We start from the raw sequence: 22,957 nt of genomic DNA, 5'->3' as shown, positions 1-22,957 counted from the left end.
CCGGCCCGCACGGCCGGCGCCGCCGCCAGTACAGAGGCTGCCCTTGGGGCAGGGTCAACCCGCGGAAACCCCCGGGCACGCCGGGCCGGCACCGCGTACCGCGAATACGCTGGGGCGCCGCTTGAGTGTGCCCTTGGGGCATGGTGTGGACTGGCTCCGGGCACGTGGACCGCGGGCACGGGCCGACGGCGGACGAGGAGGCGGAAATGGCGTGGAGCACTCGGCAGCTCGCCGAACTCGCGGACACGACGGTGAAGACCGTCCGGCACTACCACGAGATCGGGTTGCTCCAGGTGCCCGCACGCGCCTCGAACGGGTACAAGCAGTACGGGGCGACGCACCTGGTCCGGCTCTTGCAGATCAAGAGGTTGCGTGATCTGGGGGTGCCCCTGGCGCAGATCGCGGCCATGGGGCGGGCCGACGAGGAGCCCGACGAGGCGATCCGCGCGCTCGATTCCGAGCTTGAGGCGACGATCGAACGGCTCACCCGGATACGTGCGGAACTGGCCGTGATCCTGCGCCACCGCGCGCTGCCCGAGGTGCCGCCCGGCTTCGCCCCCGAGTCCGGGACCTTCACCGAGACCCAGCGGTCGCTGCTGACGCTCTACTCCACGGTCTTCAGCGACGAGACCATGGCGGAGTTCCGCCGGCTGCTGGCCGAAGGCGACGAAACCGCCGACGAGTTCGATAGCCTGCCCGCCGATGCCGACGATGCGGCGATCGAGCGTCTCGCCGAACGGATGGCGCCGGTGATCCGCGCACAGCGTGAGAAGTATCCGTGGACGGTGGATCCGACGGCGCATTCGCCGCTGGGTACCAAGCGCGCCCAGACCGTGCTGGCGCAGGCGGTGGCGGAGCTCTACACCCCGGCACAGCACCGCGTCCTGCAGCGCGTGAACGACATTCTCGGCCACAACGGCGGCGCCCCGGCCGACACCCCTGCCGACTGAGCCCGGTGAACGGACCGCCTGACCGGCCGGCTGACCGGCCGCGCGCAACACCGCCGGCCATCCCGCCGGAACTTGGCCGCCGCCCCAGGACATGCCGCGGCGTGCCGGTGTGCGGGGCCGCTGGTGGCCCCGCACACCGCACTGCGGTTTTCCGCAGGTGCGGTTTGCGGGATCCGGGCGCTTCACGGGGGCCATCCCCATTGGATCGAACGCGCCGGGCTCCGTAGTCTCTGCGGGACGGCAAGGCTGCTCCAGCGCGGCCTTGGCCGCGATGACCCGACCCCCTTGCTTCCTCCGCCTCTTGCGCCAGCCCGGTCCTGCGCGTTGCCGGCCGCCTGTGTGCCGGCGGAGGCCGGCCCGGAGCGGGGGCAGCGACGATGAAACAGAGGTTGCGTAACCCATGCCCACATCAATCGGTACCCATCTCCTTAACGGGGTGCGCGGCGCCCTGATAGGTACCGCCGAAGTCATCCCGGGAGTCAGCGGCGGCACGATCGCCCTGATTACCGGTGTCTACGAGCGGCTGATCACCTCGGCCGGACATGTGCTCACCGGCCTCACGCTCGCCGTGCCGGACCTGGCCCGCCGCCGGGGGATGGCCCGCGCCGGCCACGAGTTCCGCAAGGCCCACTGGGCGGTGGTGTTCGCCGTGCTGATCGGCATGGTCCTGGCGGTGGTCATCGCGGCCAAGCTGCTGGAGCCGGTGGTGACCGAGTACCAGCAGCAGTCCTCCGCGGTGTTCTTCGGACTGGTGCTCGCCTCGCTGTGGGTCCCCTACTCCCACTCCGGACGCGGCTGGCGCCCCTGGCACTACCTGGTGGCCGCGGTGGCCGCCGTGGCGGCGTTCCTGCTTACCGGCCTGCCTGCCACCGAGGCCACCCCCAGCCCGGTGGCCGTGGCGGGCGCCGCGTCGCTGGCCATCTCCGCACTGGTGCTGCCCGGGGTGTCCGGAGCGTTCACGCTGCAGGCGTTCGGCCTGTACGAACCCACGCTCACCGCTGTGAACGACCGCGATCTCGGCTACCTCGGCACCTTCGCCGTGGGAGCCGTCATCGGACTGGCCCTGTTCGTGAAGCTGCTGCAGTGGCTGCTGGAGCACCACCGCAAGATCACGCTGGTGGTCATCACCGGTGTCATGGCCGGTGCCCTGCGGGCGCTGTGGCCGTGGCAGCCCTGGGCCGACGAGGCCGACCGTTCGCTGCTGGCACCCACCACGGACGTGGTCCCGACCCTGGCGCTGATGGCCGCCGGTTTCGTCCTCGTGGTCGCCATCCTGCTGGCCGAGCGGTTCTTCCAGCCCTCCGGCGGCCAGGACACCGGATCCGGCGAGTCCGGCCGCACCCACCGGCAGAACTCGCCGACCTGATCGGGCTCCCAGGGCCCGGCCGCAGCAGCGGTCCGCGGGCCCCGGAGCACGGGCGGGGCGGGCGGCAGGCGGTAACAGGCGGGCGATAGCAGGCAGCCGAGCCGGCGCGCGACATGATCCACGGCTCGCGCGGAAGGGAGCAGGCCGGATGGCGATCCACGTACACCGGCCCGGGGCGGACCCGGCGGCGGCCGCGCCGGGCGAAGGGGCCGGTATCGGCGGCAGCGCCCCCGCCGAGCCGGAGGAAGGCTCCGCACGGGCCGTCGGCCGCGCGCTGCTGCGCTGGGTGCGCCTGCCCGCCGATACGGCCGTGGAGGCGGTATGGGCGGGACTGGGCCTGGCGTTGCTGGCCGCCGCCGGGCTGGGCGCGGTCGCCGCCGCGGTGCTGCCGCCGGCCAGGCGGCCGGTCGGCGCCCTGGTCCGCGCCTGCGCCTGGCGCCTGGCGCTGTGCAGGGGCCGCCTGCCCTTCGCCCCCGGCCGGCGCCCGGCACCCCGAGTACCCGGCCGGCCCGGCTCCGGCCGGGTACTCGGCTACCTTGCGGCGCGCCTGCTGCCTGCCGCACTCGGCGCGTTGGCGCTGGCGCTGCTCGCCATCGGTGTCGTCCTGGCCTCCATCGCGCTGCGGTCCGCGGCCACCGGCAACATGGGGCCCGCCGAGTTCCTGATGCAGGTGGTCATCGGAGTCGCCCTGCTGATGCTGGACCTGCAGGCCATGGCCAGCGCGCTGGCGTTGGAGCGCCATCTTGCCCGGGCCCTGCTGGCGCCCAGCGCCCGGGAGCGGCTGGAGCAGCGGGTCAGCGAGCTGACCGAGAGCCGCGCCGGCATCATCGCCGCCGTCGACGCCGAGCGCCAGCGCATCGAGCGGGACCTGCACGACGGGCTGCAGCAGCGGCTCGTCGCGCTCGGCATGCTGCTGGGCCGGGCGCGCCGCAGCGGCGGAACCGACACCGCGAAGGTCGCCGAACTGCTCGGCCAGGCGCACGAGTCGACCCAGCGCGCCGTCGCCGAACTCCGCGAGGTCGCCTGGCGCGTGTACCCCTCGGCGCTGGACCATGCGGGACTGGAGAAGGCCCTCACCCTGGTCGCGCAGCGTTCCGGCCTCCCGGTGCGGCTGACCTGCACCCTGCCGGAGCGGCTCGGCCACCAGGTGGAGGTCGCGCTCTACTTCGTCGCCTGCGAGGCGATCACCAACGCCGCCAAACACTCCGGTGCCGACTGCGTTACCGTCGAGATCACCCGGCACGGCGGCCAGGTGGTGATGCGGGCCCGCGACGACGGCGCCGGCGGCGCCGACCCCGCGGGCACCGGCCTGTCGGGCCTCGCCCGCCGGGTGGCCGCCCTGGACGGGCGTTTCCGTCTCGACAGCCCGCCGGGCGGACCGACCGCACTGATCGTGGAGCTGCCGTGCGAGTGACCGTCGCCGAGGATTCGACGCTGCTGCGGGACGGGTTGCTGCGCCTGCTGGCCGACGAAGGCCACGAGGTCGCCGCCGCTGTCGGCGATGCCGGCGACCTGGTGCCCGCTGTGGAGCGCGACGTTCCCGATGTCGTCATCGCCGACGTCCGCATGCCGCCCACGCACACCGACGACGGTCTGAAGGCGGCGCTGGAAGTGCGGCGCCGCTGGCCCCGGGTCGGGGTCCTCGTCCTGTCGCAGTACGTCGAGACCCGCTACGCCGCCGAACTGCTGGCGGAGCGCGCCGAAGGGGTCGGCTACGTGCTCAAGGACCGCGTGGTGCACGTGGACGACTTCCTCGACGCGCTCACACGCGTCGCGGCCGGGGCGACCGCGCTCGATCCCGAGGTCGTCCGCCAGCTCATGGCGCCGGTCCGGCACACCGACCCGCTGCGCGAGTTGACCGCCCGCGAACGCGATGTGCTGCGCCTCATGGCACAGGGGCACACCAACGCCGCGATCGCCCGGCACCTGCACGTCTCGCAGAGCGCCGTTGAGAAGCACATCAACGCCATCGGCGACAAACTGGACCTCGGCGACACCGCCGGCTACAGCCGCCGCGTCCTGGCGATCCTGCGCTACCTCGGTTCGTGACGGCGGCCGTCAGAGTTCGATCATGGCGGTCGTGGTCTCGGTGTAGGCCAGTAGCGCGTCGGGCCCGTGCTCACGGCCGAGACCCGACTCCTTGTACCCGCCGAACGGGGCGGTGCCGGGCGCCATCTCACCCCAGCTGTTCACCCAGACCGTGCCCGCCCGCAGCGCGGCGGTCATCCGGTGCGCGGTGGACAGGTCCCGGGTCCACACCGAGGCCGCCAGTCCGTACCTGGTGTCGTTGGCCAGCCGCACGGCCTCCGCGGTATCGGTGAAGTCCATCAGCGCCGCGACCGGGCCGAAGATCTCCTCCTGGGCCACGCGCATATCGTTGCGCACCCCCTCCAGCAGCGTCGGCGCGACGAACAGGCCGGGCCGGTCCAGGCGCTGCCCGCCGGTGGCGACCACCGCCCCTTCGGCGCGCGCAATGTCGAAGTAGCCGGTGACGCGGTCCAGGTGCGCGCGGAAGGCCAGCGGTCCCATCGTGGTCGCCGGGTCGAACGGGTCGCCCGGCACGTACTCCGCCATCGCCCGGCGCAGCAGCTCGCCGAACTCGTCGCGGATATCGCGGTGCACGAGGATGCGGGTGCCGGCGACGCATCCTTGGCCGGAACCGGCGCAGAATCCGGCGGCGGCGCCGGCGGCGGCCGCGTTCAGGTCGGCGTCGGGGAACACGATGAGCGGGGACTTGCCGCCCAGCTCCAGCGTGACCCGCTTGAGCGTGTCGGCCGAGGTGCGCAGGATGTGCTTGCCCACCGGCCCCGACCCGGTGAACGAGATCTTGTCCACGCCGGGGTGGCCGATCAGTGCATCGCCGGTGCTTGCGCCGACTCCCGTGATCACGTTGACCACGCCCGCCGGCAGGTCGGTCTCGGCGAGCAGTTGCGCCAGCCGCAGGGCGCTCAGCGAAGCGTGCTCGGACGGCTTGAGAACCACGGTGTTGCCCGCGGCCAGCGCCGGTGCCAGCTTCCACGAGGTCTGCAGCACCGGGCCGTTCCAGGCGATGATGGCCCCGACCACGCCGATCGGCCGGCGCAGCGTGTAGTGGAGTTGCCCGGGGCCTGCGGCGGTGGTGTGCCCGGTGAGCTTGGTCGGCCAGCCCGCATAGTGCCGGTAGACCTCCACCGCGTGGTCGACCATGAAGCCCGCCAGCGCCGACGGCGCTCCCATGTCGAGCGAGTCCAGCGCGGCGAGTTCCTCGCGGTGGGCCTCGACCACGTCGGCGATCTGCCGCAGGATCCGGGCCCTGGCCTGCGGGGAGACCGCGGCCCACCCCTCGAATGCCCGCTGCGCGGCCTGTACCGCGGCGTCGACCTCGGCGGGTCCGGCCACGCCGAGTTGGGTGAGCACCTCCTCGGTGGTGGGGTCGACGGTGGCGAAGGTTTCCGGTGATTGCGGCTGCCGCCATTGCCCGTCGATGGCGAAGCCGAGCACTCCCGCGTCGAGGAGCGCGGGCCGGGGGCGGGCGGCGGATGTGCCGGTGGACGTATTACTGGACAAGACGATGCCTCCTGGCGTGTGGAACCGCTGTTCGGCGCCCAGCTTGGCCGCCCCCGGGCGGGACAGGGGCGTTCTACGCTGCCTGGGAATCGCAGAACCACCCGGATCCGGGCGGATGCGGCAGAATGGCGGCATGGCAGACACACCGTCGCAGCAGCTCGCCGCGTTCCTGCGCACCCGGCGCAGCCGCGTGCGCCCGTCCGACCTCGGCCTGGAGCCCGGCAGCGGACGCAAGGTCGCCGGGCTGCGGCGGGAGGAACTCGCGATGCTGGCCGGGGTCAGCACCGACTACTACCAGCGGATCGAGCAGGGCCGCGACGTCCGCCCCTCGGACCGGGTGCTCGATGCTCTGGCGGGCGCGCTGGAGTTGAACGACGAGGAGACCCGCCACCTGCACCTGCTCGGCCAGGCCACCCGGCGGCCCGCCGAGTCCCCGCAGCGCACGCCCGAAAAGGTGCCCGAAACCACCCGGCGGCTGGTGCAGACCATGACCGGGCCGGCACTGGTGCTGAGCAGCCACCTGGACGTGCTGGCGTGGAACCCGCTGGCCGGAAGCCTGTTCGGCGACCTCGGCACCTGGGCGCCCGGAGAGCGCAACATGCTGCGCGCGGTCTTCCTGCACCCCGACGCCATGCAGGTGTGCCCGGACTGGCGGGCCAGCGCAATCGAGTACGTCGGCATGCTGCGCGCGGCCGCGGCGACCGACCCGGACCATCCGCGGGTCCGCGAAGTGGTCGGCGAGTTGAGTGTGCGCAGCTCGGAATTTGCCGGGCTGTGGGCCCGGCACGACGTGCGCGAGCAAACGCGCGGGCGCAAGCGTTTCCACCACGCCCAGGCCGGGGTTATCACGCTCGACTGGGAGGCCTACCCGCTGCCCGGCCGGCCGGGTCCGGCTCTGGTTGCCTACACCGCCGTCCCCGGCTCCGCAGACGCCGAACGGCTGCAGATGCTGGCCAGCCTGCTGGCCACGGAGGCCGCCGAGGCCCCGCCGCGCACGCGGCAGCAGAGTCCGGCGGGCGGTTCGGCCTGACGGCCTTCCGGCCCCCGAGCCCGCCGCCGCGCGTACCCGCGGCGGCCCGGCGGCCCGGCGGCACGGGCCTCCCGGTCGGCTGCGCGCTCCTGGTGCGGCGCCGGGGCGGCCGTTGGCAGCACCGAGCACTGCCGCGCCGGACCGGCCGCGGCAGGACCGGTAATCGGCGGATTTTGCGACCGTTTCGGCGCCCGGCTCGGCCGTCCGCACCGCTGGGCCCGCCCAAGAAGAGCGACGTTTGCGGCAAGAGCGGCAAAGGCCTTGATCGGCCGTGATTCAGTCAGTCGCCCGTTTACCCCGACAAGACACGCCACCATTTCAAGGAAATCCCTAACCATAATTAGGGGTAGCCGAAAATTCCGGTCGCCACCAGCGGGCACGTAACGGACGGGACGGCGGATCAGCTCCTTCACCGGGAGATCCGGTGCTGCTTACGCTGTTTTCGTCCACTGCAAGCCCAGATTTTTCTGTCGCCGCAAATCCAGACGGAAGCTCCCCTGCGAACTGGAGAATTGCAAATGCGCATTCGCAATACGGCCGCGATGGCCGCGGCCGCAGGCATCGGCCTGGTGGCGTTCAACCCGGCTCCCGCTCAGGCGGACCCGGCCGCCGACGGCTCGGTCCGCATCGTAAACGTCGCCGAATCGGCCAACGGCCCGCAGGCCATCGACGCCAGCCACTACGGAACCGTTGACAACACCCCTGTGCTCGCCTATTCCGTCAAATCCACCGACCAGGCGAACCAGCGCTGGTACATCGAAGAGGCGGCCGGCGGCACCGTCACCATCCGCGGCAAGCAGAGCAGGGACGCGGGCGTGGAAATGTGCGTCACTCCCACCGGGTCCAACGGCGCGGTCGTACTGCTCACCTGCGCCCCGGAGGAGAACGCCGCCCAGAAGTGGCACAAGTCCGGCACCCCCCAGCGGCACACCTACGAAAACGCCGCCTACGACGGGGAACTGCTCTCCTTCGAGGGCTTCAAAAAGCAACTGGCAATCCGCGACCTGGCGGAAGGCGACGACACCCAGGTCTGGAAGACCATGCAGTAGGGCGGTAAGGCGGTAGGGCCGCTGCCCACCTTTGGTCCTGCGGCAGGTCTCTCGTCCCCCGCCGCGCCGGCGCCGGGTTTTCCGCACTACCGTTCCGGCGCGGCGAGGGCCTCGACCTCGGCGGTGAACAATGCTTCGGGGTCGAACCGCATCCCGGCGAAATTGCCCTGGACCTCCAAGCTGACCAGGCCGTGCAGCCGCGCCCAGGCGGCCACGGCGGCGCGCAGCGCCCAGCCCGGCGAACCGCCGTGCGCGGCCGGGTCGTCCGCGATCCAGGCCGCGAACTGCCGATCCAGCGCGGTGTCGGTGGGCGGCAGCAGGGCCTCGAAGACCCGGACGAACGGGCTCAGGACGCGCCGTGCGGCATCGCGGGTGTGGGCGGGCGCCGTGTATCCGGGCACCGGGGTGCCCACGACCAGCAGGTACAGGTGCGGGTTGTCCAGCGCCCACCGCCGGTAGGCGGCGGCCAGCCGCAGCAGCCGCTCCTTCGGTGTTCCGGTGCCGGCCGCGGCGGCGCCTTCGATGGCGTCGGCCATGCCGCTGTATCCGTCGACGATCAGTTCGGTCAGCAGCTCGTCGCGGCTCGCGAAGTACCGGTAGAGCGCAGGCGTGGTGAACCCTAGCTCGGCGGCGATGGCCGACAGCGACAGCGCCGCCGCGCCGCCGGTGGCCAACTGGTCGACCGCGAGCTGCTTGATCTCGTCGGTGACCTGCTTCCGGTAGCGCTGCCGCGGCCCGGAAGCACCTCCGTGCTTGGCCGTCCCCTGCTTGTCTTCGCCCCGCTTCGGCAATCCGGTGTCCCCTTTCCTGCTCCCCTGCCGACTTTCCGCGCCGACCGCGGCCGCTGTCAGACCGTTGAAGACTTTAACCGGTCGGGTGCATCGGCCGGGCTCACCTCCCCGCCGGGGGCACCGGGGCGGACTGCGGCGCCTGCGCGGCTGCCGGCTCCGCTGCGTGGGCGGCGCGCCGGGGCGCGGGCACGAGCAGCGCTGCGGCGCATGCGGCCGCCGCCAAGCCGGCGAGCAGCAGGAACCCGGTGCCGTAGTGGTCCTCGGGCGGCGCGGCGCCGGGCAGCACCCCGGCGGTGACGATGCTGGAGGTGATCGCGGTGCCGATCGCCCCGCCGATGCTGCGGAAGTTGGCGTTCATGCCGCCCGCGGCTCCGGTGTGGGTGCTGGGGACACTGGACACGATGAGGTTGGCCATCGACGCGATCGCGGCGCCCGCACCGGCGCCGAACACCGCGCCCGCGGCGGCGACCTGCCAGGGCAGCTCGTGAATCAGCGCCAGCGCGAGCAGTCCCGAGGCGCTCAGCGCGGATCCGGCCGCCAGCTGCATCCGCGGGCCCGCGATGTGGGAGATGCGGCCGCTGGCGATCCCGGCGAGGAACATGGCGACCAGCATGGGGAGCATGAGCGGCCCGGTGGCGGTGAGGTCGGCGCCGAATCCGTAGCCGGCGGCCGGGTCCGTTTGGACGAACTGCGGCAGGAACCCGAACACCGAGAACTGGGCGGCTCCGAACAGCAGCGCGGCAAGGTTGGTGGTCCACACCGCCCGCAGCCGCATGATGCGCATGTCGATCAGCGGATGCGCCGCGCGCAGCTCGACCGCCACCCACGCCCCCAGCAGCAGCACCGCCCCACCGAGCAGGCCGAGCACCGGGGCCGCCGTCCAGCCCTGCACCGGGGCCAGGCTGAACCCGAGCAGCAGGCACACCAGCCAACCCGCCAGCAGCGCCGCGGCGGTCCAGTTGATGTGCACGGGGCCGCTCACCGGAGACTCGGGCACGACCGCGATCGCCGCCACTGCTGCGGCGGCAACGGCCAGCGCCGGGGCCAAGAACAGCCACGGGAATCCCAGCCCGGACACGATCGGCCCGGCGAGCACGATGCCCAGCCCGCCGCCGACCCCGACGACCGCCGAGACCGCCGACACGGCCGGGGCGATCTTCGGCCCGGGGAAATGGTCGCGGATGATCCCGTAGGCGAGCGGGAACACCGAGCCGGCGGCACCTTGGATGACACGGGCCGCGATGAGGACGCCGATGTTCGGGGCGAGTGCGGCGAGTACGCAGCCGACCGCGAGGGTGGCCAGCACCGCCACCAGTGTGCGTTTCTTGCCGACCATGTCGCCGATGCGGCCGAGTACCGGCGTGCACACGGCGGCTGAGAGCAGGTTGGCGGTCAGCACCCAGGTAACGGTGTTCTGCGTGGTCTCCAGCCGCGCCTGGATGTCCGGCAGCACCGGCATGACCAGGGATTGCAGGACCGCGAACGCTCCCGCTCCGGCGGCCAGGACCAGTAGGACCGCTCGGGTGGACGAGCGGGAGGGCGTGGCGCTCACAGTTGGGGACCTTTCGATCGGGGCCCGGCGGTGGGACCGCGCGGCCCCACCGCCGGTGCGTTTCATGCGCCGGTGGGACCGCTGCTGCCGGTGTAGGAGTCGAGGCCGTTCAGCAGGTCGACCAGGTCGGGGTCGCCGGCGAACCGCTCGGCGTGGATCTGCCGGATCCGGTCGGCCACCTCCGGGTCGCCGTCGTCGACGAGGTCCAGCGACACCATATTGCTGAGCAGCGGCAGGCCGATCGTGTCGGTCTGCCGGTGCAGCGGGTCGAACATGTACTCGCGGTAGCCGTCGATGTCCTCCACGGCGAACATGGCGCCGTAGTCGAAGTCGCCGCCGACGTCGCGGCCCACCGCCCATTGCTTGACGGCACCGATGGTGCGGCCCATCTCGCGCAGGCTTTCCAGGGCGGTCTCGACCTGCTCGCTCGGCGCATCGGAGCGCACGGCCAGGCGGATGTAGTGGTAGATCACGATTGCTCCTCGGATGTCGCTGTTACCGGCCACCGGTATTAGTGTCCGTGACGATCGTTAAGCGTCTTATTTGAAGTTAAAACCTTTAACTCTTTACGTCAATCGTGACCTGAGGCACTCGCCGCCACCAAGAGAGCGGGCGACCGGCCGGCAACCCCGCCCTACACCGCGGACCTGCGGCCGGAGCGGCCCCCGGAAGCGGCGCGCACTTCTCCAACCGAGGAGAGTGGGGTAGATTTGCACTACACAGTGCAGTGTTAAATGGCGGGAATAGAGTGTGGGCATGGCGCGAGCGACCGAGCAGACGACCACCGGGCTGCGGCAGGGATCCCCGAGCAAGCGGACGGCCATCCTGGATGCCGCCGAGGCACTGTTCGTGTCCGAGGGCTACGAGCTCACCAGCGTCGACACCATCGCGGCGCGGGCCAAGGTGTCCAAGCGCACCGTCTACGACTACTTCGGCGACAAGCAGACCCTCTTCGACAGCGCCCTCGCGCGGGTCGGCGACTCCCTGGTGGCGACCGTGCACGCGGTCGTCGAAGACGAGTTCACCGAGGGGCGCGATCTTCGCGACGCGCTGATGGGTTTTGCGCTGCGGGTCGCGACCGAGGCGTTCCCGTCATCGGAGTTCGTGGCCTACCGCAACCTGAACGCCCAGGGGCGCCAGGCGCCCGCGCTCGGGGCCGGGCAGGAGCAGCCCGAACGGATGCTGGAGGAGCTGTTCCAGAAGCTTGCGGCCGCGGGCGAACTCCGGACGGACAACCCGCGCCGCGCCGTGCAGCACTTCACGGCGCTGACCCTGCTCATCGCGTTGGACGCGCTCCGGGCCGGCCCCACCGGCGCCGCGAGCAAGGGGGGCGAGTCGGAGATCCCCGCCATCATCGCCGACGGCGTCGACGCGTTCCTGCGCGCCTACCGCTGACCGGCGGGTCGGCCATGCCCCGCCGGCCTGCGCGTCCCGGCCGACCCGGCTCAGGTGTCCGGCGCCAGGCTCTCGGCCGCGTTGAGGTCGGCCGCCTCCTGGCGGCTGAATCCGAAGAAGTAGGTCAGCAGGAAGCCGGCGACATAGCCGACCACCAGCCCCAGCCCGTAGACCAGGATCGCGGCGCCGATCCCCTGGCTGCCCTGCACCAGCGGGAACAGTGCCCATCCGGAGGGTCCGATGGCGGTCGAGCCCGCGCTGACCCCCAACTGGTTGGCCAGGCCGAGGAAGCCGCCGCCGGCCGCGCCGCCGGCGCACGCGGTCAGAAAGGGCCGGCCGAGCGGCAGCGTCACTCCGTAGATGAGCGGCTCGCCCACCCCGAGCAGGCCGGCGGGCAGCGCCGAGCGGATCGTGGCGCGGATCCCCGCGTTGTGCTTGAGGCGCGCATAGACCGCCAGCGCGGCGCCCACCTGCCCGGCTCCGGCCATCGCCAGCACCGGCAGCAGCACGGTGTAACCGTCCGCCTCGATCAGGGTGGTGTGGATCGGGATGAGGGCCTGGTGCAGCCCGAGCATCACCAGCGGCAGGAACAGGCCGCCCAGCAGCAGGCCGGCCGGCGCCCCTGCCTGGCCCAGCAGCCAGTCGGCCGCCACTCCGATGGCCGCCGACAGTTCTCCGGCGAGGAACATCAGCCCGTACACCGTGACCAGTCCCGAAACCAGGACGGCGACGGTCGGGGTGATGAGGATGTCCAGGGTGCCGGGCACCCACCGGCGCGTCCAGCGTTCGACGTAGGCGCACAGCACCGCCGCGCCCAGCGCACCCAGCACCCCGCCCTGCCCGGGCGCGAGGTCGGCGCCGAACGCGTCGATGTCGGCGACCCCGGCGAACGGGATGATCGCGGCCACCGCCCCGCCCAGCACCGGGGTGCCGCCGAACTCCTTGGCGGCGTTCATGCCCACGAACACCATGATCAGCGACATGAAGCCCTTGGACACGGCGTCCAGCGCGGGCAGCACGGGAGTCAGCCAACCCAGGTTGGCGAACACACCGGTGACACCGGCCACGATGCCGCACGCGATCAGCGCGGGGATCAGCGGCACGAAGATGTTGGCGATGCGGCGCAGCAGCAGCTTGAACGTGGTGGCGTTGCGCCGCTTGTTCTCCGCCCGGATGGCCGCGCCCTTGGCCGCCAGCGCCGCTGCGTCGGCGGGCGTGCCGCCGGAACCGGAGGGCGGGGCCTCCGCCGGTGCTCCGGTTCCGGTTCCGGTGCCGCCGGCGGCGGCTTGCTCAGCACCGACCTGCTCGGCACCGACCTGCTCGGGCTCGCCCGGCTCGGTGCCGGCCCGTTCGGCTTCGAGGAGCCGGGTGAACTCCGCGGCGACCTTGGAGACCGCCGCGGGGCCCAGCACGATCTGGAACGTCTCGTCTTCGACCACCCCGAGCACCTTGGGGTGGTCGCGGATCCGCTGCTCTTGGACCCGTGCACGATCGGCGACCCCGACCCGGAGCCGGCTGATGCAGTTGGTGGTGGAGATGACGTTGCTTTCGCCGCCGACCAGCGCGAGGAGGTCGCGCGCTGTCGCCGCGTGGCCGGCGGCACCCGAGTCGCTCATTGCCAGCTTCCTTCCGGGCACGGGGGGGTTGGGGGTGTGCCGGGGGCGGGACTCAGCCCCCGGAGGCGGCCGATTCGACCGCGTCGCGGAGCCGGCCGCCGCAGGCGCCGAGGAGGCGGGCCGCCTCGTCGGCGCCCACGCCGCCGAGAATGGTGAGGATGGCGGTTTTGACGTCGCCGCCGGTTGCGGTCAGGGCCCGGGCGACCTCGTCGTCATCGGCGCCGGTGGCCATTTCCACGATCCGGTGGCTGCGGGCGCGGAGCTTGTCGTTGGTGCTGCGCAAGTCGACCATGAGATTGCCGTAGGTCTTGCCCATGCGGATCATGGCGACCGTCGACAGGGTGTTCAGCACCAGTTTCTGGGCGGTGCCGGCTTTCAACCGGGTGGAGCCGGCGATCAACTCGGGGCCGGTGCCGACCTCGATGGGGTGGGTGGCGGCCGCTCCCAGCGGCGAGCCCGGGTTGGCGGAGACGCCGATGGTCAGCGCGCCGCGCTCGGCGGCGTGGCGCACCGCGGCGACGGAGTAGGGGGTTCGTCCGGAAGCGGAGATGCCCACCACCGTGTCCTCGCGGGTGAGCCGCAGCGCGTCCAGGTCGGCCGCTGCGGCCCGGGTGTCGTCCTCGGCGCCCTCGACCGCGTTGCTGATCGCCGACGGGCCGCCGGCGATCAGCCCGACCACCTGTTCCGGATCGGTGTTGAAGGTGGGCGGGCACTCCGAGGCGTCCAGCACGCCGAGCCGGCCCGCTGTGCCGGCGCCGACATAAATGAGCCGCCCACCGCGGGCCATCCGCTCGGCCATGGCGTCGACGGCGGCGGCGATGGCCGGTGCCGCCGCGCCCACCGCCGGAGCCACGGTGGCGTCCTCGGCGTTCATGGTGCGCACGATGGTCTCGGTGTCCATCCGGTCGATGCCGCTGAGGTCGTCCCGGCGGCCTTCGGTGGCCAACCCGTTGAGGTCGGCCCGCAGCTTGCGGACGGAGTCGTCGGTTCCGCTGGTCCCGGTAGTGGCCATGAGGAGGAGCAGTCCCTTCCGCCGTGTGCACCTCTGTGAGATGTTCGCAAATTTCCACCAAGTGCACCAAATGTCAAGTAGGAAACCTTCATTCCAAAGGGTCGGGCGGGCACGCCCGAACACCTCGGAGCCTGTCGCGGCGGCACGGCACAAGCAGCCGCCCCACCCCGGAACACCCCACGACATCTACTGCCCTACTGGCACCGAGTGCCAGAGTGTCGTATAGTGCCAATTGCCGGAGCGGCGTACGACAGGAACAGGAAAAGGACATGCCATGGGTGCAGTGCAGTACAACGGGCAAACAACGCTGATCACCGGTGCCAGTTCCGGTATCGGCGCCGAGTTCGGCCGCCACCTCGCAGCACGCGGATCCGACCTCGTGCTGGTCGCCCGCCGCGAGGACCGGTTGCAGCACCTGGCCGGCGAACTCCGCGCGGCACATGGCGTGCACGTGCACGTGGTCCCGCTCGACCTCGCCGCGGCGAACCCCGGCGCAGCGCTGGTGGAGCGCACGCGGGAACTCGGCATCACGGTGACCAGCGTGGTCAACAACGCCGGATTCGCCGGTTACGGCGGCTTCCACGCGCAGGACCCGCAGCGGCTGCAGCGCGAGATCGCGGTGAACATCGCGGCGGTCACCGACATCAGCAGGGCGTTCATCGGGCAACTGCGCGCCGACGGGCGGGGCGTACTCGTCAACGTCGCGAGCATGGCCGCCTACCAGCCCGATCCGTGGCTGGCCGTCTACGGGGCGACCAAGGCGTTCGTCCTCAGCTTCACCGAGGCCCTGTGGGAGGAGTCGCGCGGCACCGGGCTGCGGGTCATGGCACTGTCGCCCGGGGCCACGCGGACCGAGTTCTTCGACGTCGCCGGTTCGGAGGACGCGGCGGGAGGGGCCCGGCTGCAGCCGCCCGCCGACGTCGTGCGCACGGCCCTGAACGCGCTCGACCGCCGCAACCCGCCGCCGAGCGTGATGCACGGCCGGATGAACCGGGTAGTGGTCACCGTCGGCACCGCCCTGCTGTCCCGGCGCCGGATCGTGCGCATATTCGGGCGCCTGACCGCGTCCGGAGCGCTCGTCTCCACCGACTCGGCCGCCACCCCGGACTCCCCCGGCTCCCACGGCTCCCACGGCTCCCACGGCTCCCACGGCTCCGGCGGCTCCCACGGCTCCGGCGACTCGGTAGCCGCCTGACAGCATCCGCGCCGGCCACCATCCGCGAACAGAGGAGAACCGCATGTCCACCACCCAACCCGCCACCGGCCGCAAGAGCACCGCTGTGGTACTCGGCGGCGGCGGATCCGTCGGCATCGGCTGGCAGACCGGCCTGCTGACCGGCCTGGCCGAAGCCGGGTACGACCTGTCCGGCGCGGACCGCGTGATCGGCACGTCGGCGGGTTCGCTCGTAGGCGCCTTCCTCGCCTCCGGCGCCGACCCCGCCGAAGCGCTGACGCCGATCGCCGGGCTCAGCGCCGCCATGAGCGGGGACGAAATGCGCGATGCCGGCGGCGAACTGCTCGATGCAATGGGCAAGGCGGGGCTGGACGACAACCCCGATGCCGCACTGCGCTCGATCGGCCGACTTGCCAACGAACACGCCACCCGCATCGGCGAGGACTCCCTGGTCGGCTTGTTGGCCGCGCTGAGCGGGCGCGAATGGCCGGCGGCCTTCCGGTGCACCGCGATCGACACGGAGTCGGGCGAGCAGGCGCTGTGGGGCCCGGATTCGGGCGTGGAGCTGGCCCGGGGCGTCGCCTCCAGCTGCGCCGCGCCGGTCCTGCTGCCCACGGTCACCATCGGCGGCCGCCGCTACATGGACGGCGGCGTGCACAGCCACCTCAACGCCTCCGCCGCCGCGGGCGCCGACCGCGTCGTCGCACTGTCGTGCTTCCCGTTCGACCCGCCGCCCGGCGGCATGCACGAGGGCTTCGCCGCCGCTGTTGCGGTGGTCCGCCGCGAGCTCGCGGACCTGGCCGCCGCGGGAACAGCGGTCGTGGCGGTCGAACCCTCGCCGGAGCTGCTGGCGCTGGGAGCCGGCGGCACCGGCATGATGGGCGGCCCTGCGCTGGCCGAGCAGGCCCGCGACCTCGGCAGGGAACAGGCGGGCGAGGTCGGCGGCCGCCTTGCCGCGCTGCTGACCCGCTGAACGGGCGCTGCTGCGGCAGGAACGACGGAGCGGGGCGGCCGGGCATGTGTGGTTACGATCGAGGCGTGGAACCGGATAAAACAAACACCGAGCGCCTATGGACGCGTTCGCGGCGCGCAGCATACGCGGAGATCACCGATGTGGCGATGAACCTGTTCCTGGACAACGGGTTCGACGCCACCACAATCGACGACATCGCCGGCGCCTCCGGTATCTCGCGGCGGTCGTTCTTCCGGTACTTCGGCACCAAGGAGGACATCGTGCTCGGCCGCCTCGCCGAGGACGGCGAAGAGGCCAGACGGGTACTGGAGAGCCGGCCCGGTTCCGAGCCCCCGTGGAGCGCGCTGTGCAACACCCTGTGGGATATCGCCGCCCCGCCCCAGGACCAGGAACGCATGCTGAAGGTCTCGAAGATGATGTACGGGACCCCGTCGCTGCGGGCCCGCAGCATCGAGAAGCACCTGCAGTGGCAGGAGCAGCTGGTACCCGAGGTCAGGCGCCGGCTCGGCGGGGCCGGCAGCGGCGGCACCGCTGAACCCGGCAGCGCCGCCGGCACCCGGCTCGACGTGCAGGCCGGTTCCCTGGTCGCGTGCGCCATAGCCTGCCTGGACTCGGCCGGAGAGGCGTGGACCCGCGAAGACGGGCGCGTGGCGTTGGCCGAGCTGCTGGACGCCGCCTTCTCCGCCGTGGACGGCGCCCGCAGGAACCGGAGTCCCAATTGACCGGTCGGTCTTGCAGCGCACCGGTCGCAACCCCGCGCCGGCCCATGGATCGAGGAGCGCACACCGAATGATCCGCGTCGTACTCGTCGACGACCAGGAGTTCGTACGGGCCGGCTTTCGGATGGTCCTGGACTCCCAACCCGATCTGGAGGTCGTCGGCGAGGCCGGCGACGGCGGCGCCGCGGTGGAGCTGCTGCGCACCGTGGCGGCCGATGTCGTACTCATGGACATCCGGATGCCGCAGATGGACGGTGTCGAGGCAACGCGGCGTATCTGCGCCGTTGGCGGCGGCCCGCGGGTGCTGATTCTGACGACCTTCGACCTGGACGAGTACGCCTACGCGGCGCTGCGGGCCGGCGCGAGCGGTTTCATGCTCAAAGACTCCCGGCCCCCGGACCTGCTGTCGGCGATCCGCTCGGTGCACTCCGGCGATGCGGTGGTCGCGCCCAGCACGACACGGCGGCTGCTCGACCGTTTCGCCGGCCAACTGCCGGGCGGCGCGGACGACCCGCCCGCCCCGCCGTCCCTGGACGCACTGACCCCGCGCGAGCGCGAAGTGCTCGCCGTGGTGGCCAGAGGGCTGTCGAACACCGAGATCGCCGACCGGCTGTCGGTTTCCGAGGCCACGGTCAAGACCCACGTGGGACGCATCCTGATGAAGCTCCAACTGCGCGACCGGGTGCAGGCGGTGGTGCTCGCCTACGAGACCGGCCTGGTCGACGTCCGCGGCGGCTGAACCGGTCCCACCTCGTGGACCCGCCGGACCACACCCGCTACCGGAGCCTGCTGCGGGACGACTCCCCGTTTTTCAGGGTCAAGCGCCTGCCCGTCGAGTGGTGACCGTGGCCCGCACGGCCCATGCGCCGGGCGCCCGCGCAGCGCCGCGGGCCGAGCCCGCGGGCTCCCGCCGCCCTACAACGCGCCGCCCGACAGCGCGGGACCGTTGAGCCGCGCGGCGTCCCGGCCGGGCGGGGTGCCGAACTCGTTGCGGTACTCGCGGCTGAACTGCGACGGGCTTCCGTAGCCGACCAAGTAGCCGACCTCGGCCACCTGCGCCGGCCGTGCCGCGAGCAGCGCCCGCGCCTCCTGGAGCCGGAGCCGCTTCTGGAACCGGACCGGTGTCATCGATGTGGCCGCACGGAAATGCCGGTGGAACGACGATGGGCTCATGCCGGCGATTTCGGCCAGATCGGCGATGAGAACCGGTTCGTTGTAATGCTCGCGGATCCAGCGGATCGCCCGTGAGATATGCGCCAGATTGCCGTCGACCAGACCGATCTGGCGCACGAGCGCGCCCTGTTCACCGGTGATCAGGCGCCACAGGATCTCCCTTTCGATTCCGGGCGCCAGGACGCGCAGGTCGGCGGGACGGTCCCCCAGCCGCAGCAGCCGCACGACGGGATCGAGCAGTTCGGCGGTTGCGTCGCTGACCGCGAGGCCGGAAAAAGCCGGTGGTTTCGCGGCGTCGGCGGCCTCGACCAGCAGCGGCGCGATCAGCGCCGGTTTCAGCGCCATGCTGAAGCAGACGAACGGCGCATCGGGCGCGGCCTCCAGTGCCTGGCCGGTCACCGGGAGATCGAGCGACACGACGACGAACCGGCCGGCCCGGTAGTCGTAGGGCGTGCCGTTGAGCACCGTGCGCTTGACGCCCTGGCCCACGACCGCCAGCGAGGGCTCCGCCATCGCCGCCATCGGCGGGGTGGGCGCGGTGACGCGGGTGATGGCCGCGCCGGGCCGGATGCGCGTCTTGGCCTGGGCGGGGTCGGCGTGCCGCTCGATCAGCGTGCGCAGTTCACCGAGCAGGGCCGCGCACCGTTCGTCGCTGGGGATCACGGACGGAGACTACGCGCAATGTCGGCAGGATCGTGCAAGAACCCGGCACGATCCGACTAACGGCCGCGGCGGGGTGCGTGATGGCATCGGAGGTGACCCCGGGATGGACTCTGAAAGGCGAAAAGCCACCAATGAAAAGCAGAATTATCGGCGCGACCGGAATTTCCGTGAGCGAGTTCACCCTCGGCGCGATGATGTTCGGAAAACTCGGAAACCCCGATCACGACGACTCGGTCCGCATCATCCACCGCGCACTCGACTCCGGTATCAACACGATCGACACCGCCGACGTCTACTCGAAAGGCGAGTCGGAAGAGATCGTCGGAAAGGCGCTCAAGTCGCGCCGCGAAGGCGTCGTCATCGCGACCAAGTTCGGCCGGCCGATGAGTGCGGACCCGAATGAGCGGGGCGGTTCGCGCCGGTGGATCATCCGCGCGGTCGAGAACAGCCTCCGCCGGCTCGGCACCGACCACATCGACCTGTACCAGATGCACCGCCCCGACCATGGGACGGATATCGGCGAGACGCTCGCGGCACTTTCCGACCTCGTGCGCGCCGGCAAGATCCGCGCGTTCGGCTCGTCCATGTTCCCGGCGGAGGCGATCGTCGAAGGGCAGTGGGCGGCCGAGCGCCGCAACACCCACCGGTTTGCGACCGAGCAGCCCATGTACTCCCTCTTCACCCGCAGGCCCGAGGCCGCCGTGTTCCCCACGGCGCAGCGCTACGGCATGGGCGTGCTCACCTTCAGCCCGCTGAACAGCGGCTGGCTGTCGGGGCGCGCAGACCCGGCATCGACCCACCGGGCCGCCCTCATGACGCCCGTGCTGCCGTCGCACTACGATCCCTCGACCCCGACCGGCAGACGCAAGGCCGCGGCCGTCACCGCACTGTCCACCCTCGCCGCCGACGCCGGGATGACCCTGCCGCAGCTCGCAACGGCCTTCGTCCGCGCGCACCCGGCCGTGGCTTCCGTGCTGATCGGGCCGCGCACCGCCGAACAGCTCGACGGGCTGCTCACCGGCGTGGAAACCGAACTGCCGAACGACGTGCTCGACCGCATCGACGAGATCGTGCCGCCCGGGGTCGACCTGGACCCCGCGGACAATTACGCGGCCGCACCGCCCGCACTGGAGAACGCGGACCTGCGCCGCAGGCCGGGGCTCGGGTAAGGCGGCGGCGAACGAGGTGCCGTGCGTGAGCAGGTAAGCCGACGTGGTTGCGGTTGGCCGCCACCTCGGGACTGCGCGCCGCCGGGCGCCCCGCCGCCTGCGGCCGTCACGGCGGTTGCCCGCCCGAGCCTCCCGCCGCCACCAGCGAGACCACGATGGTGAGTCCGCCGCCCGGGGTGGGTTCCGCCGCCACGCCGCCGCCCATGGCCTCGGCCAGGCCGCGCGACAGGGCCAGGCCCAGGCCCACCCCGGTGCTGTTGTCGGTGTCGGACAGCCGCTGGAACGAGGCGAAGATGCTCTCCAGCTCCGCCTCCGCCACGCCGGGACCGTGGTCGATGACGCGCAGGTCGATGCGTTCGGACGTCTGCGCCGCGGTGATCTCCACCGGCGCGCCGGCAGGGTTGAACCGCACGGCGTTGCCGACCACGTTGGCCAGCACCCGCTGCAGCAGCCCGCGGTCGGCGCGCACCGCCCCCAGCCCGTCACGCAGCCCGACCCGCACGGCGCCGGCCGCGGGGCCGAGCTCCTCCAGGGCCGGGACCAGCGCATCGGCGACATCGAAGTCGGTCAGTGTCACCCCGAGCACGCCCGCGCGCAGGCGGCTCATGTCCAGCAGGTTGGCCACCAGCCGGCTGAGCTGGTCGAGCGCCTCGTCGGCGGTGGCGAGCAGCTCGGCCTGGTCGTGCTCGTCCAACCGGACCTCCTGGCTGCGCAGGCTGCTCACGACGGCTTTGGCCGAGGCCAGCGGCCCGCGCAGGTCGTGGCTGACCGCCGCGAGCAGCGCGGTCCGCAGCTTGTCGGCCTCGGCCAGGGGCCGCGCGGCGGCCGCCTCCTCGGCGAGCCGCTGCTGGCGCAGTGCGACGGCGGCCTGGGCGGCGAAGGCCTCCACGACCCGCCGGTCCTCGGCGGCGAGCCGGGTGCCCTGGAGCACCAGCCGCAGCGCACCGTCGATGGCCACCTCCACATCGCCCGCGCCCGGCTCCAGCCGCGGCGGCTCGCCGGCCGACGCGGCCACCGACCAGGCCTCGGGCGCCCACTGCCCGGCGGGGTCCGGCGGCGCGCCGGGCGACCGCTCCAGCAGCGCCACCGCCGTCGAGCCGAAGGTCTCGCGCAGCCGCTCCAGCAGCGCGGCGAGCGGGCGCGAGCCGCGCAGCACGCTGCCGGCGACCGCGGCCAGTGTCTGGGCTTGGGCGTGGGCCCGCGCAGCCTCGCGGGTGCGGCGGGCGGCCCGGTCGACCACGGCGCTGACCGCCACCGCGACGACGGAGAACACGACCAGTGCCAGGACGTTGTGCGGGTGGTCGATGACAAGCGTGTGGTAGGGCCGGGTGAAGAAGAAGTCCAGCATGAGGAAGCCGCCCAGGGCGGCGAGCACCGCGGGGCCCATGCCTCCGGCCAGCGCGGCGGCGGTCACCGATGCGAGCACCAGCAGGATGACGGTGGGCAGCGACGACTCGGTGTGCGGGAGTCCGCTGCCGAGCACCAGCAGCGGCAGCGCGCCCAGCGCCAGCGCGAACCCGGCCAGGCGGCGGTGCCGCGGCAGTGCCGCTGCCGCCGCCGTGGAACGGCGCCTGCCCCGCGCGGCCTCCTCGTGGGTGACCGTGTGCACGTCGATGGAGCCCGACATCGCCGTGGTCGTGATCCCGACCCCCGGTGACAGCGCATGGCCGAGCCTGCTCCGGCGGCTGGCGCCGAGCACAAGCTGGGTCGCGTTGGCGCCCCGCGCGAACTCGATCAGCGCGGTGGGTACGTCATCGCCGAGTACCTGGTGGTAGGTGCCGCCGAGGCTTTCGACCAGCACCCGCTGCCGGGCCAGCAGGGCCGGATCGGCACCCGCCAACCCGTCGGAGCGGGCGACGTGAACCGCCAGGAGGTCGGCGCCCTTGCTGCGCGCGGCGATGCGGGCCGCCCGGCGGATCAGCGTCTCGCCTTCGGCTCCCCCGGTCAGCGCCACCGCGACCCGCTCTCGCGCTTCCCAGGTGGCGGTGACACCGTGCTCGCCCCGGTAGCGGTCGAACTGGTCGTCGACTTTGTCGGCGAGCCAGAGGAGCGCGAGTTCGCGCAGCGCGGTGAGGTTGCCGACCCGGAAGTAGTTCTGCAGCGCCGTATCGGCCGCGGCCGCCGCGTAGACGTTGCCGTGGGCCATGCGCCGGCGCAGCGCTTCGGGGGCCATGTCGATCAGTTCGATCTGTTCGGCCTGGCGCACCCAGGCGTCGGGCACGGTCTCGCGCTGGACCACCCCGGTGATCTGCTTGACGACGTCGTTGAGCGATTCCAGATGCTGGATGTTCACCGTGGAGAGCACGGTGATCCCGGCGTCGAGCAGCGTCTTGACGTCCTGCCACCGCTTGGCGTTGGCCGAGCCCGGGACATTGGTGTGCGCCAGCTCGTCGACCAGGGCGACCTGCGGCCTGCGGGCCAGTACGGCGTCGAGGTCCATCTCGGCAAAGGCCGCCCCGCGGTGGACCGCCGTCTGGGGCGGCACGGTCTCCAGGTCGCCGACCATGGCCGCGGTGCGGCGGCGCCCGTGGGTTTCGACGCAGGCGGCGACCACGTCGGCGCCGCGGGACCTGCGGCGGTGCGCCTCGGCCAGCATGGCGAAGGTCTTGCCGACTCCCGGCGCCGCTCCGAGATATACGCGCAGTTCTCCCCGGGCCATTGGCTCCGCTTCCCTCCACAGGCGCCGAACACGACCTGATCCGTTGTAGCCCGGCGGCGGGCCGCGGCCAACGGTGCTTAGTGCGTTCTTAGCGCCCGGCGACGTGTCGGCCTCGCCACG

20 protein-coding genes are annotated in these 22,957 nt (G+C 72.3%); 12 read left to right on the top strand and 8 right to left on the bottom strand.

The genetic code is table 11. The features are described 5' to 3' along the window. Positions 1–206: 206 nt before the first annotated feature. The 4 genes from ACYVD5_RS20200 (at position 207) to ACYVD5_RS20185 (ending at position 4,365) form a co-directional block, all read left to right on the top strand. Positions 207–950, top strand: a complete 744-nt coding sequence (locus tag ACYVD5_RS20200) for a helix-turn-helix domain-containing protein (protein WP_461002659.1) — start codon at positions 207–209, stop codon at positions 948–950. 400 nt (positions 951–1,350) lie between these two features. Next, complete coding sequence (locus tag ACYVD5_RS20195; RefSeq protein WP_461002658.1) at positions 1,351–2,316, top strand: DUF368 domain-containing protein; 966 nt, start codon at positions 1,351–1,353, stop codon at positions 2,314–2,316. Positions 2,317–2,464: 148 nt separating this feature from the next. Continuing rightward, a complete protein-coding gene (locus ACYVD5_RS20190) occupies positions 2,465–3,730 on the top strand; it encodes a sensor histidine kinase (protein ID WP_461002657.1) in 1,266 nt (421 codons plus the stop codon). Continuing rightward, positions 3,721–4,365, top strand: coding sequence for a response regulator (locus tag ACYVD5_RS20185; protein ID WP_461002656.1), 645 nt, complete (start codon positions 3,721–3,723; stop codon positions 4,363–4,365). The genes ACYVD5_RS20190 and ACYVD5_RS20185 overlap by 10 nt, the downstream gene beginning before the upstream one ends. Positions 4,366–4,374: 9 nt before the next feature. Here the strand turns inward: ACYVD5_RS20185 and ACYVD5_RS20180 are convergent, their stop codons facing one another. Continuing rightward, positions 4,375–5,862 carry an aldehyde dehydrogenase family protein gene (locus tag ACYVD5_RS20180; RefSeq protein ID WP_461002655.1) on the bottom strand — a complete coding sequence of 496 codons (1,488 nt, stop codon included), beginning with the start codon at positions 5,860–5,862 and terminating at the stop codon, positions 4,375–4,377. Between the two features lie 133 nt (positions 5,863–5,995). Between ACYVD5_RS20180 and ACYVD5_RS20175 the strand changes: the two genes are divergently transcribed. Together ACYVD5_RS20175 and ACYVD5_RS20170 are read left to right on the top strand one after the other, a co-directional pair. Then, positions 5,996–6,892 carry a helix-turn-helix transcriptional regulator gene (locus ACYVD5_RS20175; RefSeq protein ID WP_461002654.1) on the top strand — a complete coding sequence of 299 codons (897 nt, stop codon included), beginning with the start codon at positions 5,996–5,998 and terminating at the stop codon, positions 6,890–6,892. 518 nt (positions 6,893–7,410) lie between these two features. After that, entirely contained in the window at positions 7,411–7,941 is a 531-nt protein-coding gene (locus tag ACYVD5_RS20170; protein WP_461002653.1) for an RICIN domain-containing protein, read from the top strand. Positions 7,942–8,027: 86 nt separating this feature from the next. Here the strand turns inward: ACYVD5_RS20170 and ACYVD5_RS20165 are convergent, their stop codons facing one another. The 3 genes from ACYVD5_RS20165 to ACYVD5_RS20155 all read right to left on the bottom strand — a co-directional run bounded on the left by ACYVD5_RS20165 (position 8,028) and on the right by ACYVD5_RS20155 (position 10,757). After that, positions 8,028–8,732, bottom strand: coding sequence for a TetR-like C-terminal domain-containing protein (locus ACYVD5_RS20165; RefSeq protein ID WP_461002652.1), 705 nt, complete (start codon positions 8,730–8,732; stop codon positions 8,028–8,030). A gap of 100 nt (positions 8,733–8,832) precedes the next feature. Next, positions 8,833–10,284 (bottom strand): MFS transporter, encoded by a 1,452-nt coding sequence (locus ACYVD5_RS20160; protein ID WP_461002651.1) that lies wholly within the window; start codon positions 10,282–10,284, stop codon positions 8,833–8,835. A 62-nt stretch (positions 10,285–10,346) separates the two neighbouring features. Then, complete coding sequence (locus ACYVD5_RS20155) at positions 10,347–10,757, bottom strand: Dabb family protein (protein WP_461002650.1); 411 nt, start codon at positions 10,755–10,757, stop codon at positions 10,347–10,349. Positions 10,758–11,040: 283 nt separating this feature from the next. On the opposite strand from ACYVD5_RS20155, the gene ACYVD5_RS20150 reads away from it, so the two are divergent. Continuing rightward, positions 11,041–11,679, top strand: a complete 639-nt coding sequence (locus ACYVD5_RS20150; RefSeq protein ID WP_461002649.1) for a TetR/AcrR family transcriptional regulator — start codon at positions 11,041–11,043, stop codon at positions 11,677–11,679. A gap of 50 nt (positions 11,680–11,729) precedes the next feature. Here the strand turns inward: ACYVD5_RS20150 and ACYVD5_RS20145 are convergent, their stop codons facing one another. Together ACYVD5_RS20145 and murQ are read right to left on the bottom strand one after the other, a co-directional pair. Then, on the bottom strand, positions 11,730–13,295 hold the full coding sequence (locus tag ACYVD5_RS20145; RefSeq protein WP_461002648.1) for a PTS transporter subunit EIIC: 1,566 nt from the start codon (positions 13,293–13,295) through the stop codon (positions 11,730–11,732). A 52-nt stretch (positions 13,296–13,347) separates the two neighbouring features. After that, positions 13,348–14,307 carry an N-acetylmuramic acid 6-phosphate etherase gene (gene murQ / locus ACYVD5_RS20140; RefSeq protein ID WP_461002647.1) on the bottom strand — a complete coding sequence of 320 codons (960 nt, stop codon included), beginning with the start codon at positions 14,305–14,307 and terminating at the stop codon, positions 13,348–13,350. A gap of 274 nt (positions 14,308–14,581) precedes the next feature. Between murQ and ACYVD5_RS20135 the strand changes: the two genes are divergently transcribed. From ACYVD5_RS20135 to ACYVD5_RS20120, 4 genes are all read left to right on the top strand, one after another. After that, positions 14,582–15,502: an SDR family NAD(P)-dependent oxidoreductase gene (locus tag ACYVD5_RS20135; protein ID WP_461002646.1), complete on the top strand. Its 921-nt coding sequence runs from the start codon at positions 14,582–14,584 to the stop codon at positions 15,500–15,502. Positions 15,503–15,545: 43 nt separating this feature from the next. Then, on the top strand, positions 15,546–16,454 hold the full coding sequence (locus tag ACYVD5_RS20130) for a patatin-like phospholipase family protein (RefSeq protein ID WP_461002645.1): 909 nt from the start codon (positions 15,546–15,548) through the stop codon (positions 16,452–16,454). A 65-nt stretch (positions 16,455–16,519) separates the two neighbouring features. Next, positions 16,520–17,176 carry a TetR family transcriptional regulator gene (locus ACYVD5_RS20125; protein WP_461002644.1) on the top strand — a complete coding sequence of 219 codons (657 nt, stop codon included), beginning with the start codon at positions 16,520–16,522 and terminating at the stop codon, positions 17,174–17,176. A 67-nt stretch (positions 17,177–17,243) separates the two neighbouring features. Continuing rightward, positions 17,244–17,912: a response regulator gene (locus ACYVD5_RS20120; protein WP_461002643.1), complete on the top strand. Its 669-nt coding sequence runs from the start codon at positions 17,244–17,246 to the stop codon at positions 17,910–17,912. A 176-nt stretch (positions 17,913–18,088) separates the two neighbouring features. On the opposite strand, the gene ACYVD5_RS20115 is transcribed toward ACYVD5_RS20120, so the two are convergent. Beyond that, complete coding sequence (locus tag ACYVD5_RS20115; protein WP_461002642.1) at positions 18,089–19,009, bottom strand: AraC family transcriptional regulator; 921 nt, start codon at positions 19,007–19,009, stop codon at positions 18,089–18,091. 167 nt (positions 19,010–19,176) lie between these two features. Here ACYVD5_RS20115 and ACYVD5_RS20110 point away from each other — a divergent pair, with 167 nt between their 5' ends. After that, complete coding sequence (locus ACYVD5_RS20110) at positions 19,177–20,178, top strand: aldo/keto reductase (protein WP_461002641.1); 1,002 nt, start codon at positions 19,177–19,179, stop codon at positions 20,176–20,178. Between the two features lie 106 nt (positions 20,179–20,284). Here ACYVD5_RS20110 and ACYVD5_RS20105 read toward each other — a convergent pair whose 3' ends face one another. Further along, positions 20,285–22,837 carry a sensor histidine kinase gene (locus tag ACYVD5_RS20105; RefSeq protein ID WP_461002640.1) on the bottom strand — a complete coding sequence of 851 codons (2,553 nt, stop codon included), beginning with the start codon at positions 22,835–22,837 and terminating at the stop codon, positions 20,285–20,287. Positions 22,838–22,957: the final 120 nt, after the last annotated feature.

The organism is Streptomonospora sediminis (assembly GCF_054778995.1).
This window is presented reverse-complemented; position numbering and strand designations above follow the sequence as displayed.